Source organism: Pseudoxanthomonas sp. OG2, from assembly GCF_014192765.1.
GTDB lineage: Bacteria > Pseudomonadota > Gammaproteobacteria > Xanthomonadales > Xanthomonadaceae > Pseudoxanthomonas_A > Pseudoxanthomonas_A beigongshangi.
The window spans coordinates 1,033,910-1,049,761 of sequence record NZ_JACHYM010000001.1 but is presented as its reverse complement, the minus strand read 5'-3'; the positions used below and the strand labels follow the sequence as shown (position 1 = coordinate 1,049,761).

The window sequence follows — 15,852 nt, the reverse complement described above, 5'->3', positions numbered from 1 at the left end:
ACTCCGCGACGCCCCGGAGTCCTCCATGTCCCCCGAATCTTCCCCTTCTTCGCTCGTTTTCGCCGATCTCGGCCTGTCCGCGCCGGTCATGGCCGCGGTCACCGAAGTGGGCTACGAAACCCCATCCCCCATCCAGGCCGCCACCATCCCGGCGGTGCTGGCCGGCCGCGACGTGCTGGGCCAGGCCCAGACCGGCACCGGCAAGACCGCGGCCTTCGCGCTGCCGCTGCTGTCCTCCATCAACCTGGCGGCCGACAAGCCGCAGGCGCTGGTGCTGGCGCCGACCCGCGAACTGGCGATCCAGGTCGCCGAGGCGTTCCAGCGCTACGCGGCGAAGATGCCCGGTTTCCACGTCCTGCCGATCTACGGCGGCCAGAGCTACTACCCGCAGCTGCAGGCGCTCAAGCGCGGCGTGCATGTGGTGGTGGGCACCCCCGGGCGGGTGATCGATCACCTGGAGCGCGGCTCGCTGGATCTGTCCGGCCTGACCACGCTGGTGCTGGACGAAGCCGATGAAATGCTGCGCATGGGCTTCATCGATGACGTCGAGACGGTACTGAAGAAGACCCCGGAATCGCGCCAGGTCGCGCTGTTCTCGGCGACCATGCCGCCGGCGATCCGGCGCATCGCCCAGACCTACCTGAAGGATCCGGTCGAGGTCACCATCGCGGCCAAGACCACCACCTCGGCCAACATCCGCCAGCGCTACTGGTTCGTCAGCGGCCTGCACAAGCTCGATGCGCTGACTCGAATCCTGGAAGCCGAGCCGTTCGACGGCATGATCATCTTCGCCCGCACCAAGGCGGCGACCGAGGAACTGGCAGGCAAGTTGCAGGCGCGCGGCCTGGCCGCCGCCGCCATCAACGGCGACATGCAGCAGGCGCAGCGCGAGAAGACCATCCAGCAGTTGAAGGATGGCAAGCTGGACGTGCTCGTGGCCACCGACGTGGCCGCGCGCGGCCTGGACGTGGAGCGCATCAGCCACGTGCTGAACTACGACATTCCGTACGACACCGAAAGCTACGTGCACCGCATCGGCCGCACCGGCCGCGCGGGCCGCAGTGGCGATGCGATCCTGTTCGTCACCCCGCGCGAGAAGGGCATGCTGCGCGCCATCGAGCGCGCCACCCGCCAGCCGATCCAGGAAATGCAGTTGCCCAGCGTCGAGGCGGTCAACGATCGCCGGGTGCAGAAGTTCCTCAGCCGCATCACCGACACCCTGGCCGCCGGCGACACCGGCGAGTTCCGCAGCCTGGTCGAAGCCTACGAGCAGGAGCACAACGTGCCGGCGGTGGACATCGCCGCCGCCCTGGCGCGCCTGCTGCAGGGCGACACGCCGCTGTTGCTGCCGCCGGAACAGCGGCGCGACGCGCGCGTGCGCGGCGAACGTCCCGTGCGCGAGGAACGACCGGTGCGCGAACCGCGTCCGGAACGCGCCGAACGCAGCGAGCGGCCGGCCCGTCGCGAACATCACGAACACACGCACGAGCGCGCGCATGACGAGGCGGCCGCGCCGCGCATCGAGCGTCCGCGCTTCGACAAGCCGCCGCGCGCCGAACCCGAGGTCGGCATGGAAACCTTCCGCATCGAGGTGGGTCACATGCACGGCGTCAAGCCGGCGAACATCGTCGGCGCGATCGCCAACGAGGCGGGCCTGGAAGCGCGCTACATCGGCCGTATCGACATCCACGACGACCATTCGGTGCTGGACCTGCCCGAAGGCATGCCGTCGGAGATCCTGTCGCACCTGAAGAAGGTGTGGGTGTCCGGCCAGCAGTTGCGCATCCATCGCGTGGGCGAGGACAGCGGCCACGCGCCGCCGCGCCGCCAGCAGCGTCCGGAAGGACGCCCGCCGGGCAAGCTGGGCGGTGGTTTCGCCAAGAAGGCGCGCGACGGTGCGCCGAAGCCGCACCGCAAGGGAAAGCCGGCGCCGCGCCGCGACTGAGCGTCGCGGCGGACGGCGCGGGTGTTCATCAACGCACGGCTGGTCAATCGTAAGGCGGATCAGCCGTAGGGCTGGCGCAGCGGAAGCGGGCGCATGCCGGCCGTGCGCGCCTGTCCGTCATCGCCAAGCGGGGCGCCCATGCGCTGCCAGACTTCGCGCAGCAGGTTTTCCATGTGGTGCCAGTCCAGCCGCTCGAAGTGATCGAAGCGTTCCTCGTAGCGTTGTTCCAGCGTATGCAGCAATCCCTCCAGCGGCACCTGGTGGTATTGCAGGTAGCTGTCGTACGCGAACATCAGGCTGGGTTCGTAGCGGCTGAACGAGGTCCCCGGCTGGTAGAACCCGGATGAGGGAATCCCTTCGCGCCATTCTTCCAGTTCGGCCTTCACGTCCACCACCTCGCACTTGCCGGGGACGGCCTGCCGCGGGGGATACCGATGGATGCTGCCCATGCATGTCCTCCTTTCTGACGGGAGCGCCCATCATGGCCGTCGCGCTCGTCACGAATGTAAACAACGCATGGAGAAAGCATTAAGTCTTGACGTCCGTCACGCTTCTGCGGCGCTCCAGGGAGGGCTTTCGTTCACTTGCCCATCATCGCGCAGGCACTAACAAGGAAAGCGACAATCGCCCGCGAGGACGCGCCATGGCACGCCCCATCTGGACAGGCACGCTTTCCTTCGGCCTGTTGAACGTACCGGTCTCGCTGATGTCCGGCGAGCGCAAGGTCGATCTGCACTTCCGCATGCTGGACTCGCGCGACCGCAAGCCGATCCGGTTCGAGCGGGTGAACGCCGAGACCGGCGAGGAAGTGCCGTGGAAGGACATCGTCAAGGCCTACGAGTACGACAAGGGCAACTACGTGGTGGTGGAAGAGGAGGACATCCGCGCCGCCGCGCCGGAGAGCCACGAGACGGTGGAGGTGGAGGCCTTCATCGAGCGCGACGCGATTGATCCGCGCTACTTCGAGAAGCCCTACGTGCTGGTGCCCGGCAAGAAGGCCGAGAAGGGCTACGTGCTGCTGCGCCGCACGCTGGAATCGACCGGCCGGATCGGCGTGGCCCGGGTCGTCATCCGCACCCGCGAATACCTGTCCGCGGTGATGCCGCTGGGCGACGCGCTGGTGCTGATGCTGCTGCGCTATCCGCAGGAACTGGTGGATCCGGACGACTACAAGCTGCCCTCCGGCAGCGCCTCGTCCTACCGCATTTCGGCCAAGGAAGAGGAAATGGCTCGGCAACTGGTGGAATCGATGGCCGGCGACTGGTCACCCGACGCCTACCATGACGAATTCCGCGCACGCCTGCAGGCGATCATCCGCAAGCGGATCAAGTCCAAGGGCGCGACGGCGCGCGTCGAGGAGCCGGAGCGCGAGGAAGAGGCCACCACCAACGTGGTGGACTTCATGGCGTTGCTGCAGAAAAGCCTGGCGGAAAAGAAACGCACCCCGGCGAAGAAATCGGCGGCGAAGAAGGCTCCCGCGCGCAAGCGCGCACGCAAGACGGCGACCAAGGCCGCCGGCAAGCGCGCGACGAAGAAGGCGGCCACGCGCAAGCGTTGATCGTCCCGGATGCGCGGCACGCCGGGGCGCCGCGCGGCGGTCAGCCGCGTTCGTCTTCCACCGATGCCTGCAACGCGGCGGCCAGGCCGGCGTCGCCGGACACCAGTTCGGTCCAGCGCAGTTCGACGCCGCGCCGGCGGCCCTTTTCGGTCAGCTTCAATCCGACCGGATCGATCACCAGGGTGTAGGCGACATCGTTGAGGAGCAACTCACGGCGCAGGGGCTTGTCCAGTGGAGTCATCTTCATACATCCCGTTGACGGAATCCCGACCATAGTGGACCCCGTGTGATGATCAGGTTCACCGATGAGTCTGGTGGAGTACCAGCGCAAGCGGCACTTCGGGCGCACCCGCGAGCCGGCCCCGGGGCGTACCGGACGCGCGGCGCGGCCGATTTTCGTGGTCCAGTTGCACCATGCCAGCCATCGCCACTACGACTTCCGCCTGCAGGTCGGTGACGCGCTCAAGAGCTGGGCGGTGCCGAAGGGGCCGAGCCTGGATCCGCAGGTCAAGCGGCTGGCGGCAGAGGTGGAGGATCATCCGATTGCCTATGCGGACTTCCAGGGTGAGATTCCGGAAGGCGAATATGGTGCGGGCCACGTCGCCTTGTTCGATCGCGGGCTATGGGCCACCCGCGGCGATCCCGAGGCGCAGCTGGCGAAGGGTCACCTGCGCTTCGAACTGTTCGGCGACAAGCTCAAGGGCGGTTGGCACCTGGTGCGCACCGGACGCGCCTCGGCCAGACCGCAGTGGCTGCTGTTCAAGGACGAGGACGACTACGCGGCACCCGGTGAGGCCGACGACATGCTGGACGACGTGGCGGCACCTACCGCGGGTACGCGCCGGGGGCGGGTGGTGAAGCCAGGCGTGAAAGCGCGCAAGACGGCGTCGCGCAAGGCCGCCACCGGAACACGCGCGCGTGTTTCCCCGCGCACCATCGAACAGCGGCGCAAGCGCGCGCTGGCGCTTGCCGGCGCGCGCCGCGCGCGCCTGGTGGATGGACCGTTCAAACCCCAGTTGGCGATGCTGGGCAGCGCGCCGCCGATGGGCGATGACTGGCTGCACGAGGCCAAGTGGGATGGCTATCGCCTGTTGACGGTCATTCGCGCGGGACAGGTGCGGATCTGGTCGCGCAATGCGCTGGAGTGGACCGCGAAGGTGCCCGAGATCGTCGATGCGCTGGCGCAGCTGGGATTGCAGGAAGCCGCGCTGGACGGCGAACTGATCGCCGGCGCCGGTACCCAGGCCGACTTCAGCGTGCTGCAGGCCACGCTCTCCGGCGAGAAGAACGCACCGCTGTCGTACGTGCTGTTCGATCTGCTTCATCTGGAGGGCGTGGACACCCGCCGCGTCGCGCAGGTCGATCGCAAGCACCTGCTCGAAACCGTGCTGAAAAAGGCCAGGCCGCCCATCGCCTACAGCCCGCATGTGCAGGGACACGGCGATCTGGCGTTCGCCGCGGCGGCCGAACGCCACCTGGAAGGCATCATCTCCAAGCGTGCGGACGCTCCGTATCGGGCCGGGCGTGGCGACGACTGGCGCAAGAGCAAGCGCCAGGAGAGCGACGAATTCGCGGTTGCGGGCATGACCCCGCCGAAGGGCAGCCGCGCCGGCTTCGGCTCGCTGCTGCTGGCCCGGCCCGACGGCCGCGGCGGTTGGCGCTTCGCCGGACGGGTGGGTACCGGCTTCAGCCAGGCCACCCTGGCCGAACTCGGGGAAAGGCTGGGCCGGCGTGCACGCGCCACGCCCACCGTCGACATCCCCGAAGGGCTGGACACCGATCTGCGCGGCGCGCGCTGGTTCCCGCCGGAAGTGGTGGTGGAAGTGTTCTATCGCGGTGTCGGCAACCAGGGATTGCTGCGGCAGCCATCGCTGAAGGGGCTGCGGCCGGACAAGACCGCGGCGGATCTGCGCTCATCGGACCGGAAGGCGGACATGGCGGACAAGGCGAACGGCAAGACGGCGGGTGGGAAGACCGGCACGACGGGCAAGCGGGGTACCCGGCGCGCATCGGCCGCGGACGACGGCATCGAACTGACCCATCCGGGCCGGGTGGTCTATCCGGACACCGGCAAGACCAAGCAGGACGTGGCCGATTACTACGACACGGTGATGGCGTGGCTGTTGCCGGAAATCAGCGGACGGCCGCTGTCGATCATCCGCTGTCCGCAGGGGTCGACGCGGCCGTGCTTCTTCCAGAAGCATCTGGCCGCCGGCATGCAGTACGTGGACAGCGTGCCGGTCGAGGAGGAGAGCGGACAGACCGAGGATTACCTGGTGGCGCGTGACGCGCGGGCGGTGCGCGAACTGGTCCAGTTCAACGCGCTGGAGTTCCATCCGTGGGGCGCGCACGCGGACGATCCGGATCGCGCGGATCGGGTGGTGTTCGATCTCGATCCCGGCGCCGACGTATCGTGGGCTGAAATCGTGGCCGCCGCGCGACAGATGCGCGGCCTGCTGGAGGAAGCGGGCCTGCAGTCGTTCGTACGCACGTCCGGCGGCAAGGGGCTGCACGTGGTGGTGCCGCTGAGACCGGCCTGCGGCTGGGATCAGGTCAAGCCGTTCGCGCACGCCTTCGCCGAATCGATGGCGCGGATGGAGCCGCTGAAGTACGTCGCCACTTCCAGCAAGCGGTTGCGCAAGGGGCGCATCTTCATCGACTACCTGCGCAACGGGCGCGGGGCCACCAGCGTGGCGTCGTTTTCGTTGCGCGCGCGCCCGGGCGCGCCGGTGGCGATGCCGTTGCGCTGGGAAGAACTGGGACGGGTGAAGGGCGGCAACGCCTTCGATATCGATTCGGCGCCGGCGCGGTTGCGCCGGCTCAAGCAGCACCCCTGGGCCGGCATCGAACGGATTCGCCAGAACCTGGCGGGACTGACGCGCGGCGATTGAACGCGGCGACCGTGCCGCGATTTTTTCACTCGCCCCTGGGCGACGCGCGCAGCGTGGCCAGGCTGGCCTTGTCCAGCATCGCCGCCACGCCCGCGTTGCGGCCGGCCAAGGTGATGATCCGGTATTCGACCGCCGCGCCCAGCAACTGGCTCGCCTCGGACAGGCCGAGCCGGTAATCCTGCTGCAACCACTGGATCAGGCCCTGGGTGGCGGCGCGCACCGCTTCGTCCAGCGAACCAGCTTGGCCGATCGCCATCAGCCGGGTGGCCGATTCGACCCGTGGCGTGGCCAGCGCCCGCTTCTTGATGACGGCCACGCTGAATTCCACGTCCATCGAGGTTTCCAGGCCGTACTGCGAGGTCTCGCCGTCGCCCTGCGCGGCGTGGGCATCGCCCAGGTAGAGCAGCGCGCCGGGTTGCGCGACCGGCAGGTAGACGGTCGTGCCCTCGACGATCTGGTTGAAGTCCATGTTGCCGCCGAAGCGGCCGCTGTCGCCGGCCGACATGGGTGGAAAACCGAAACCGGGCGCCACCGCGATACCGCCGAGCATCGGCCGCAATGGAATCGACAGCCCTTCCAGGCCACCGTCCGCCGGCGGGTGGGCGAAACCGCGCTCGCGATCCAGCCGCCAGCGTACCGGCTTGCCTAGCCCGTTCGCCTGCGCCGCAAGCGCCAGTCCCTGCGCGCGTCCCACCAATGCGTCGAGGCTGTCGGCGTGATCGCGGTTGGGACGCAGGCGGTGCAGGGTGACGGCGAGGACGTCGCCGGGTTCGGCGCCATCGACATAGAAGGGACCCACCTGCGGATTGCCGAACAGCGCGCGGGTGACGCCATGTTCGTCCACGCCGCCGGAATCGAGCGTGCGCGTGCGCACCGTGTCGCCGGGCCAGAGCAGCAACACCGGCGCACGATGCGCGCTGAATTCGTTGGCATAGTCCGTGGGTACGAAATCGAGGATGCGCGCGGTCGCGGGCCGCGCTGGCAGGCGGGTCGCGGTGAAGGCATGTTCGGCGCGGCGCCCGGGCTGGTTGGGATCGGGGAAGTCCGCCGTTCCCGCCAGCCTGTCGCCGGTCTGCATGCCGCTCAGGTGGTAGCGCCGGTCGCCGGCGATGGCGGTCAGCCGCAACCGATTGTCCTGGAGACTGCCGGTCAGCGGGTCGCCGTCCAGCGAGCCGTCCAGCCGGGCGCCCACGCGGGTCAGTTCCAGCGTTTGATAGACCGGATTGCCCCACAGATCGATCACCACCCGCCAGCGTTCGGGTTCGGTGGCGCTGGCGGGAAACCAGCACAGGCAGCAGCACAGCAGGACGAGGCGGGCGAACATGCGCGGGCTCCGAGGGAATCTTCCGGAGGAGATGCGGCGAGGGCGCGGGATCGTTGCGGGTCGGTTTGGATTCCTGTTGCAGGGGGATGCCTGTCGTGCCTGGCACCTGGAGAAAATCCCCCTCAATCCCCCTTTTCAAAGGGGGAGGCACAGCCGGAATGCGAGTGCTTCCGCCACCGTGGAGTCCGGAGAGTGAGCCCCCTTTAAAAAGGGGGCGGGCACCTGCGAAGCAGGTGACGGGGGATTTGCTTCTTGCGCGAAGCGGAAACGCTCCTCACTCGCTGCGCGGCGGCACCGTCGAACGCATCGGCCTGTGCAGGTCCTCAGCCCGCAGGCTGGAGATGCGCCAGCAAGGCGTCGATGTAGGTGCGGCTGGCACGCAGCGGGGTACCGTCGCGCAGGCGCAGCAGGGCGTCGCGATTGGGCAGCGCCTGCAGTTCGCTCACGCAGTCGACGCGCACGATGGCCGAACGGTGCACGCGCAGGAACCGCAGCGGATCCAGCCGCGTGGCCAACCGTTGCAGGGACTCGCGCAGCAGGTGGCGCTGGCCGCGCGCGTGCAGCACGGCGTAATCGCCGTCGGCCTGGATCCATTCCACTTCGTCGACCTCGACGAAGGTCAGGCGCCGGCCGACCCGCACCGAAAAGCGGCGTGCCGGCGGCGGTGTGTGGTCGGCATCCGGCGCGGCTTCTTCCGCGCCGGTCGTGTCGGCGCCCGACATGCGCCAGTGATGCAGCTGGCGCGCGCGCGCGAGTGCTTCGGCAAAACGTTCGTCGTCGATCGGCTTGAGCAGGTAGTCGATGGCCCTGAGTTCGAATGCGCGCAGGGCGAAGCGATCATGCGCGGTCAGCAGGATGCTCAGCGGCTGGCGGCCGGCGGGCAGCGCCGCCAGCATCGACAGGCCGTCCAGGGTGGGCATCTGCACGTCGACGAACACCACGTCCACCGGCTCCCGGCCCAGTCCTTCCAGCGCCTGCCGGCCATCGGCGTACTCGCCGGCCAGCACGATGTCCGGATGCGCGGCGAGCCGCGCGATCACCCCGCGCCGCGCCAGCGGTTCGTCGTCGACCACGGCCACCCGCATCATGCGGCGGCCTGCGCCTGCGGCGCGGTGATGGCCACGCGGAATGGCAAATCGAGGCTGACCCGGTAGCCGTGGCCGTCGGGCCGCGGGCCGGCGTGGAAATGGTGATCGTCGGGATACAGCCGCGCCAGCCGCTCGGCGACGTTGCGCAATCCGACCGCGGCATCGCGTGGCGCGGTCGGCGCGATGGCGGCGTCCATGTCGTTGTCCAGTTGCAGCAGCAGGCGCTCGGCGTGGCGGCTGATCCGGATGTCGAGCCGTCCCGGCGTCGCGCGTGGCGCGATGCCGTGCCGGATCGCGTTCTCGACCAGCGGTTGCAGCAGCAGGTACGGCATGGCCGCGTGCAGCAGTTCGGCGTCGATGCGCCAGGCCAGCTGGAGGCGTTCGCCGAGGCGCGCCTTCTCGATGTCCAGATAGGCATCGGTCAAGGCGATTTCCTCGGCCACGCTGACTTCGTGCTGGCCGCCGCCTTCCAGGCTGGCACGCAGGAACCCGGCCAGCTGGCTGATCATGCGGCGCGCGTCGTGGCCGCGTTCCTCGGCGACCAGGGTGGAGATGGCGTTGAGGGTGTTGAACAGGAAGTGCGGATGCAACTGGTAGCGCAACGCGCGCAGTTCCGCGTCGCGCGCCAGCAGATGCGCCTGCTCGCGCTGCTGCTTCTCGTGCTTGAGCTCCACGTAGTAGGCGATGACGGCGTGCATCGCGCAGAACGCGATTAGCGCCAGCCAGCAGCTCTCCAGTCCGTTGAACAGGCCCGCGAAACGGAATTCGTCCGCGCGCGACCAGCCGGCGGACAAGGCCATCAGATCGCCGAGCAGGTTGTTGAACACCGACATCGCGTAGGTCGCCAGCAACAGGATGCCGGCGGTCAGGGGGATCGGCAGGCGCCGTCGCCACAGTCCGCGTTGCAGCGCCGCCAGCGGCGGCAGCCAGGCCAGGAACGCCAGCAGGTACAGCGTCCGATAGGCGGTGGCGTGGCCGTGGCCCAGCGCCGGCAGCGCCATCACCACCAGGCACAGGCCGATTGGCAGGCCGGCCAGCAATGGCAGCCAGAAAGGCGGTTCGGCGGAAGGGCGGATGGTCATGGGCTCGGCGACTGCCATGGCGAAAGGGGGGCGGAGGCGGGCGGCGCCATGATGCCATCGCCGCGCCCCGCGACGGCATCAGCCGGCGGTCGCCGGCTTCGGCGGCAGGTTCATCGACCAGATCACCGACACGATCCGCCAGCCCTGTTCGGTGCGCACCAGATGCCACGCCTCCACGCCGCTGTTGGTTTCGCGCCCACCCTCGTGGAAGGAGTAGTCGAACACCACCGAGGCGACATCGGCATCGCCGTCGATGCGCAGGTTGCGGAACTTCTCCTCGGTCGACTGGGGTTCGGTGACGATGCCGTCGATGAAGGACACCGGATTGTGCTGCGGGTCTGGCTTGACCTTCTGCGTCTCCGGCCGCTTGCCGCGCAGGCGCCGCAGGCTTTCGTCGCCGATCGCGCTTTCCCACGCCACGGTTCCGGGCAGGAACAGGGCCAGGAAACCTGGCTTGTCCTTGGCGATGATGGCGGTGCGGAAGCGTTCGACCACTTGCTCGATCGCGGCCTTGTCGGCGGCGGACATCGGTGCGGACATGGAGGAGGATCCGGCGGTGGAAGCCGACGCCGGGGCCGCCTGCGCGCCGGCGGCAAAAGGCGTGGCCAAGACGGCCAGCGACAGCAGGCAGGCCAGGCGGGTGCGTTGCGGGATCATGGGTGGTTCCGTGCAAGGGAGGGAAGCGCCATTACACGGGCAGGCGCACGGGAACGTCAGGGTCTGGCGGGCGGTATGCGGCCAACGGGTAGGCCGTTGCGCCGAACGGTGAGGCGGACACATCCGCGTGCGGGCCGGCGCGTGGTCCGGCCGTTGCATATACCCTCTCGCCCGCCTTCACTCCGCGCGAACGCGGCGCGCATACGCTCCTGCGTCGGGCATCCTCCAGGAGGTCGCGATGCATACGGGCATCATGCCGCCGGCCCTGCTCGCCATCGCCCTGGCACTTGCCGGTTGCGGGCAGGACCGGGAGGCGCGGCAGGCGGTGCATGCGGAAGCGCCGGCAACACCTGTGCCGCCGGTGACGACGCGGGCGCAGCCGCCGGCCGACGCGGACGCCATCACCACCTACCTGTACCAATGCGGGGACTGGCAGGTCACCGCCAACTTCGACGGCGAGGAAAGGGTCGATATCTCGTTCAATGGACGCGTGCTGGAACTGCCGCGCCGGCCGTCGGGCGCGGGCGCGCGCTACGCCGACGGGGCCGGCAACCTGTTCTGGGTGGTCAGCGAAGGCGAGGCGCTGCTGAGCCTGCAGGGGCAGGCGGACCGTCGCTGCACCCGGCCGCCGCCGGCGTTCCGATGAGCGGCACCCTCGATGGGCGGCGCGATCCTCCCCGGCGGTGGCGGCACGGTTAAAGTCCTGGCTCCGGACGCCGATGTCATGGCGACCATACCGCCGTCGCCAGGGGACGGCGCCGGCGGATCCCGGATCCGTGGCGCAGGCGAGGTGGCATGGCCGGGGGCGAGCTTGCGTGTCGTGATCGTGGCACGTAAGGTCGGGACGGGCATCGTAGGGGAAGCGATGTGGTGAAGGGGCGTTCGCGCGCGAGTCACGAGATGGTCAGGGACGACGGTGGCAAGGGCCTGCCCGCACGGGTGGCGGCGATCATCCTGTTCGCCGCGCTGGGTGCGCTGCTGACCGCGACGGTGCTGGAGATCCAGGCCGGGGCCACCGCCTATATCGTCGGCGAAAGCCACTGGTCCAAGGCCCAGCAGACCGCGGTGTCCGCGTTGTACCGCTATGCGGCGCACGGCGATCCGGCGGATCTGGCCCGGGTCCGCGAGGCGCTGCGGGTGCCGCTGGGCGATCGCGCCGGCCGCGAGGCGCTGGATCGGCGGCCGATCGATATTCCCGCCGCGCGGCGGGGATTCCTCGAGGGCGGCAACGCGCCGGCCGACATCGACCGCCTGATCCGGATGTACCGGCTGTTCGCGCGCGCGCCGTATTTCCGTGAATCCGTGCGCCTGTGGAAGCAGGCGGAAGTGGACATCCTGCACCTGCAGGCGCTGGCCGACGACATCGAGCGCCGCCGCCGCGCCGGCCACATCGGCGCTGCCGAAATCCGCCACCACCAGCGCACCCTGCTGGCGATGGATGCGCGCCTGCGCGTGGCCGAGCTCGCGTTCTCGCAGTCGCTGGTGGACGGCGCGCGCTTCCTGCGCGGCGCGCTGACCGCGCTGGCGGTGCTCGCCTTCTTCGCGCTGGCGGCGTATGCGCTGGCGGTCATGCGCCACACCCTGCGCCGGATCCGCCGCACCGAGACCGAGTTCCGCGCGGCTTTCCACCAGGCCGCGGTCGGCATGCTCAAGCTGGATCGCGAGGGCCGCATCACCCAGGCCAACGAGGTGCTGGCGCAGATTCTGGCGCGGCCGCTGGAGGAATTGCGGCGCGGCCATTTGCAGGATCTGCTGCATGCCGAGGATCTGCATGTCGATGCCGACGGCCATCCCGACTGGGCGCGGATGCTCGAACCGGGCGAACGCCGCTTGCGCCGCAGCGACGGCAGCAGCCGCTGGGTGCGCTGGAGTGCCTCGGTCATCACCGGCGGCGACCGCGAGGGCGAGCGCATCTTCGCGGTGGTGGAGGACGTGTCCGAAGCGCGCGAGCTGGCCAGCGAGATTGCCCACCAGGCCAGCCACGACGATCTCACCGGCCTGATCAACCGGCGCGAGATCGAGCGCCGGCTGGGCCAGATCACCCTGGCGGTGCAGCGCCAGCCGGCCCGGCATGCGCTGTGCTTCGTCGATCTGGATCAGCTCAAGCTGGTCAACGACACCTGCGGCCACGCCGCCGGCGATCGCTTCCTGCGCCAGTTCGCGCACGCGCTGGCCTCGCAGCTGCGCGGCGAGGACTGGGTGGGACGGCTGGGCGGCGACGAGTTCGCGATTTTCCTGGCGCACGCGACCCTGGAGGATGCCGAACGGGTGGCGCAGCGCATCCACGCCCGCCTGGCCCAGTCGGCCTTCCACTGGAACGATCGCAAGTTCGGCCTGGGCTGCAGCATCGGCGTGGTCGAGATCAATCCGGATACCAGCGACGCCGACTGGTTGCTGCGCGCGGCCGACACCGCCTGCTACCTGGCCAAGGAGGAAGGCCGCAACCGCATCCGCTGCTATCGCGAGACCGACGAGGCGTTCGCGCGCAGGCAGACCGAACTGGACTGGGTGGCGCACATCCAGCTGGCCATCGCCGAGGACCGCCTGCTGCTGTACGCCCAGCGGATCAAGCCGCTGCGCGGCGAGGAACGGCTGCAGTACGAAGTACTGGTGCGGATGATCGATCACGAGGGCCGCATCCACGGCCCGGGCTATTTCCTGCCGCCGCTGGAGCGCTACGGCCAGGCGATGATGCTGGATCGCCACGTGCTGGCCTCCACCCTGGAGCTGATCAGCCGCGACACCCGCCACCTGCTCAGCCTGGATCTGTGCCACGTCAACGTGTCGGCGCAGTCCATCGCCGATCCGCTGTTCCGCCAGTTCGCCGCCGAGCAACTGGATCGCCATCCCGGCGTGGCCAACAAGCTGTGCTTCGAGATCACCGAGACCGCGGTGATCGGCAACCTCACCGATGCCTGCCTGTTCATCGAGGCCATGCGCGCGCGCGGTTGCCGCATCGCCCTGGACGACTTCGGCAGCGGCTTGTCCTCGTTCGCCTATCTCAAGAGCCTGGACGTGGACATCCTGAAGATCGACGGCGCCTTCATCCGCGACCTGGGCCGGGACAACGTCGATCTCGCCCTGGTCCGCTCGATGGCGCAGGTCGGCCGGGCGCTGGGCAAGCGCACCATCGCCGAATGGGTGGAGAACGAGGCGGCGATGGTGCGGCTGGCGGAAGTGGGCATCGACTACGCCCAGGGCTACGCCATCCACGCGCCGATGCCGTTGGCGGGACTGATCCGCGAGTGGAAGGCGACCCGGCCGGATCCGATCGGGGCGATGTCCGGCTGAACCGCTGTGGCCGGGCCGGGAATCGTCGATAATTCGCGCATGAACACCCGCCTCAACAAGCACATCGCCGAAACCGGCTTCTGTTCCCGCCGCGAGGCCGACCGCCTGATCGCCGAGCGCCGCGTCACCGTCAATGGCCAGCCCGCGGGCGTGGGCGCGGTGGTCGGCGAGGACGACGAGGTCCGGGTGGACGGCCAGCCGCTGAAGGCGCGCACGGTGAAGGCCGGCAAGCGCAGGCATGTCTACATCGCGCTGAACAAGCCGGTCGGCGTCACCTGCACCACCGAGGGGTCGGTGAAGGGGAATATCGTGGACTTCGTCGGCCACGAGCAGCGCATCTTCCCGATCGGCCGCCTGGACAAGGATTCCGAAGGGCTGATCCTGATGACCAGCAACGGCGACATCGTCAACCAGATCCTGCGCGCGGAGAATCGCCACGAGAAGGAATACCTGGTGGCGGTGAACAAGCCGGTCACCGACGAGTTCCTGCGCGGGATGGCGCGCGGCGTGCGCATCCACGGGCAGATGACCCTGCCGTGCCGGACCAGCCGGATCGCCAAGTTCGGCTTCCGCATCATCCTCACCCAGGGCTTGAACCGGCAGATCCGGCTGATGTCGGCCGAGTTCGGCTACCGGGTCACCCAGTTGCGCCGCGTGCGCATCGACAACCTCAAGCTGGGCGCGCTCAAGCCCGGCCAGTGGCGCAACCTGACCGACGCCGAATTGCGCGGATTGTTGCCGCAGCACCAGGACTGGTAGCCGCCGTGCTGCGCACGCTGGCCATCGGCAACTACCGTTCGCTGCGCGAACTGGAGATGCCGCTGGCGCGGCTCAACCTGATCACCGGCGCCAACGGCAGCGGCAAGTCCAATCTATATCGCGCGCTGCGCCTGCTGGCCGAGACCGCGCAGGGCGGGGTGGTGCGCGCGCTGGCGCGGGAAGGCGGCCTGCCGTCAGTGCTGTGGGCGGGGCCGGAACAGTTCAGTGCCGGCATGCGCCGCGGCGAGGTGCCGGTGCAGGGTGGACCGCGGCAGGCGCCGGTGGCGCTGCGGCTGGGATTCGCCGGCGAGGACTTCGGCTATGCCATCGATCTGGGACTGCCGGTTCCGTCGATGTCGGCGTTCGCGCTGGATCCGGAAATCAAGCGCGAGGTGATCTGGAGCGGGCCGTTCCTGCGCGAGGCCAACGCGCTGGTGGATCGTCGCGGGCCGATGGCGCGGATCCGCGAAGGGCGTGGATGGCGGGTCGTGGCCGAACACCTGACCACGTTCGAAAGCCTGTTCACCCAGATCGCCGATCCGGTCAGCGCGCCGGAAGTGCTGGACCTGCGCGAGCGGATTCGCGGCTGGCGCTTCTACGATCATTTCCGCACCGACGCCGAAGCGCCGGCGCGGCTGCCGCAGTTGGGCACCCGCACGCCGGTACTGAGCCACGACGGCCACGATCTGGCGGCGGCCTGGCAGACCATCCGCGAGATCGGCGATCGCGCGGCGCTGGATGCGGCGGTCGAGGATGCCTTTCCCGGCGCGCAGGTGGAGGTGGACGTCCGCGACGGACGGTTCCAGCTGGTGTTCGCCCAGCACGGCCTGCTGCGGCCGCTGTCGGCGGCCGAACTGTCCGACGGCACCCTGCGTTACCTGCTGTGGATCGCGGCCCTGCACACGCCGCGCCCGCCGCCGCTGATGGTGCTCAACGAGCCGGAGACCAGCCTGCATCCGGACCTGCTGCCGGCGCTGGCGCGGCTGATCGCGCAGGCGGCGCAACGTGGTCAGGTGTGGGTGGTGTCGCACGCTTCGCGGCTGATCGCCGCGCTGGAGGAACACGAGGACTGCCACACGGTCCAGCTTGAAAAGGCGCTGGGCCAGACCGGCGTGGCGGGGCAGGGCCTGCTGGACCGGCCGGCCTGGCACTGGCCCGAGCGCTGAATACATGCAGCGCCGCTTGATCGCGATCAAGGTCGCGCCGGCGCGGACCCGATAACTTGGATGGGCCGGGATCCCACCGGCATCTTTCCCA

Annotated in this window: 13 protein-coding genes; 7 read left to right on the top strand and 6 right to left on the bottom strand. The window is 69.2% G+C overall.

Annotation, left to right across the window (positions count from 1 at the left end; translation table 11 throughout):
• The first annotated feature begins 25 nt into the window (after positions 1–25).
• Positions 26–1,945: a DEAD/DEAH box helicase gene (locus tag FHW78_RS04935; RefSeq protein ID WP_183638469.1), complete on the top strand. Its 1,920-nt coding sequence runs from the start codon at positions 26–28 to the stop codon at positions 1,943–1,945.
• Between the two features lie 59 nt (positions 1,946–2,004).
• Here FHW78_RS04935 and FHW78_RS04930 read toward each other — a convergent pair whose 3' ends face one another.
• Positions 2,005–2,394, bottom strand: a complete 390-nt coding sequence (locus FHW78_RS04930; RefSeq protein ID WP_183638466.1) for a hypothetical protein — start codon at positions 2,392–2,394, stop codon at positions 2,005–2,007.
• A gap of 194 nt (positions 2,395–2,588) precedes the next feature.
• Here FHW78_RS04930 and FHW78_RS04925 point away from each other — a divergent pair, with 194 nt between their 5' ends.
• Positions 2,589–3,503, top strand: coding sequence for a Ku protein (locus FHW78_RS04925; RefSeq protein ID WP_183638464.1), 915 nt, complete (start codon positions 2,589–2,591; stop codon positions 3,501–3,503).
• A 40-nt stretch (positions 3,504–3,543) separates the two neighbouring features.
• Here FHW78_RS04925 and FHW78_RS04920 read toward each other — a convergent pair whose 3' ends face one another.
• Positions 3,544–3,744: a hypothetical protein gene (locus FHW78_RS04920; RefSeq protein ID WP_183638462.1), complete on the bottom strand. Its 201-nt coding sequence runs from the start codon at positions 3,742–3,744 to the stop codon at positions 3,544–3,546.
• Between the two features lie 64 nt (positions 3,745–3,808).
• On the opposite strand from FHW78_RS04920, the gene ligD reads away from it, so the two are divergent.
• Positions 3,809–6,394: a DNA ligase D gene (gene ligD / locus FHW78_RS04915; RefSeq protein WP_183638460.1), complete on the top strand. Its 2,586-nt coding sequence runs from the start codon at positions 3,809–3,811 to the stop codon at positions 6,392–6,394.
• 25 nt (positions 6,395–6,419) lie between these two features.
• On the opposite strand, the gene FHW78_RS04910 is transcribed toward ligD, so the two are convergent.
• The 4 genes from FHW78_RS04910 to FHW78_RS04895 form a co-directional block, all read right to left on the bottom strand.
• Positions 6,420–7,718: an acetamidase/formamidase family protein gene (locus FHW78_RS04910; RefSeq protein WP_183638459.1), complete on the bottom strand. Its 1,299-nt coding sequence runs from the start codon at positions 7,716–7,718 to the stop codon at positions 6,420–6,422.
• Between the two features lie 323 nt (positions 7,719–8,041).
• On the bottom strand, positions 8,042–8,806 hold the full coding sequence (locus tag FHW78_RS04905; protein WP_183638455.1) for a LytTR family DNA-binding domain-containing protein: 765 nt from the start codon (positions 8,804–8,806) through the stop codon (positions 8,042–8,044).
• The gene (locus FHW78_RS04900) at positions 8,803–9,888 is read right to left on the bottom strand and encodes a histidine kinase (protein WP_183638452.1); all 1,086 of its coding nucleotides are present in this window, start codon (positions 9,886–9,888) and stop codon (positions 8,803–8,805) included. The genes FHW78_RS04905 and FHW78_RS04900 overlap by 4 nt, the downstream gene beginning before the upstream one ends.
• 78 nt (positions 9,889–9,966) lie before the next feature.
• The gene (locus FHW78_RS04895; protein ID WP_183638450.1) at positions 9,967–10,545 is read right to left on the bottom strand and encodes a nuclear transport factor 2 family protein; all 579 of its coding nucleotides are present in this window, start codon (positions 10,543–10,545) and stop codon (positions 9,967–9,969) included.
• A gap of 238 nt (positions 10,546–10,783) precedes the next feature.
• Here FHW78_RS04895 and FHW78_RS04890 point away from each other — a divergent pair, with 238 nt between their 5' ends.
• The 4 genes from FHW78_RS04890 to FHW78_RS04875 all read left to right on the top strand — a co-directional run bounded on the left by FHW78_RS04890 (position 10,784) and on the right by FHW78_RS04875 (position 15,761).
• Complete coding sequence (locus FHW78_RS04890) at positions 10,784–11,191, top strand: MliC family protein (protein ID WP_183638448.1); 408 nt, start codon at positions 10,784–10,786, stop codon at positions 11,189–11,191.
• Between the two features lie 254 nt (positions 11,192–11,445).
• On the top strand, positions 11,446–13,836 hold the full coding sequence (locus FHW78_RS04885; RefSeq protein WP_183638445.1) for an EAL domain-containing protein: 2,391 nt from the start codon (positions 11,446–11,448) through the stop codon (positions 13,834–13,836).
• A 39-nt stretch (positions 13,837–13,875) separates the two neighbouring features.
• Positions 13,876–14,595, top strand: a complete 720-nt coding sequence (locus FHW78_RS04880; RefSeq protein WP_183638442.1) for a pseudouridine synthase — start codon at positions 13,876–13,878, stop codon at positions 14,593–14,595.
• A 5-nt stretch (positions 14,596–14,600) separates the two neighbouring features.
• Complete coding sequence (locus FHW78_RS04875; protein ID WP_183638438.1) at positions 14,601–15,761, top strand: AAA family ATPase; 1,161 nt, start codon at positions 14,601–14,603, stop codon at positions 15,759–15,761.
• Positions 15,762–15,852: the final 91 nt, after the last annotated feature.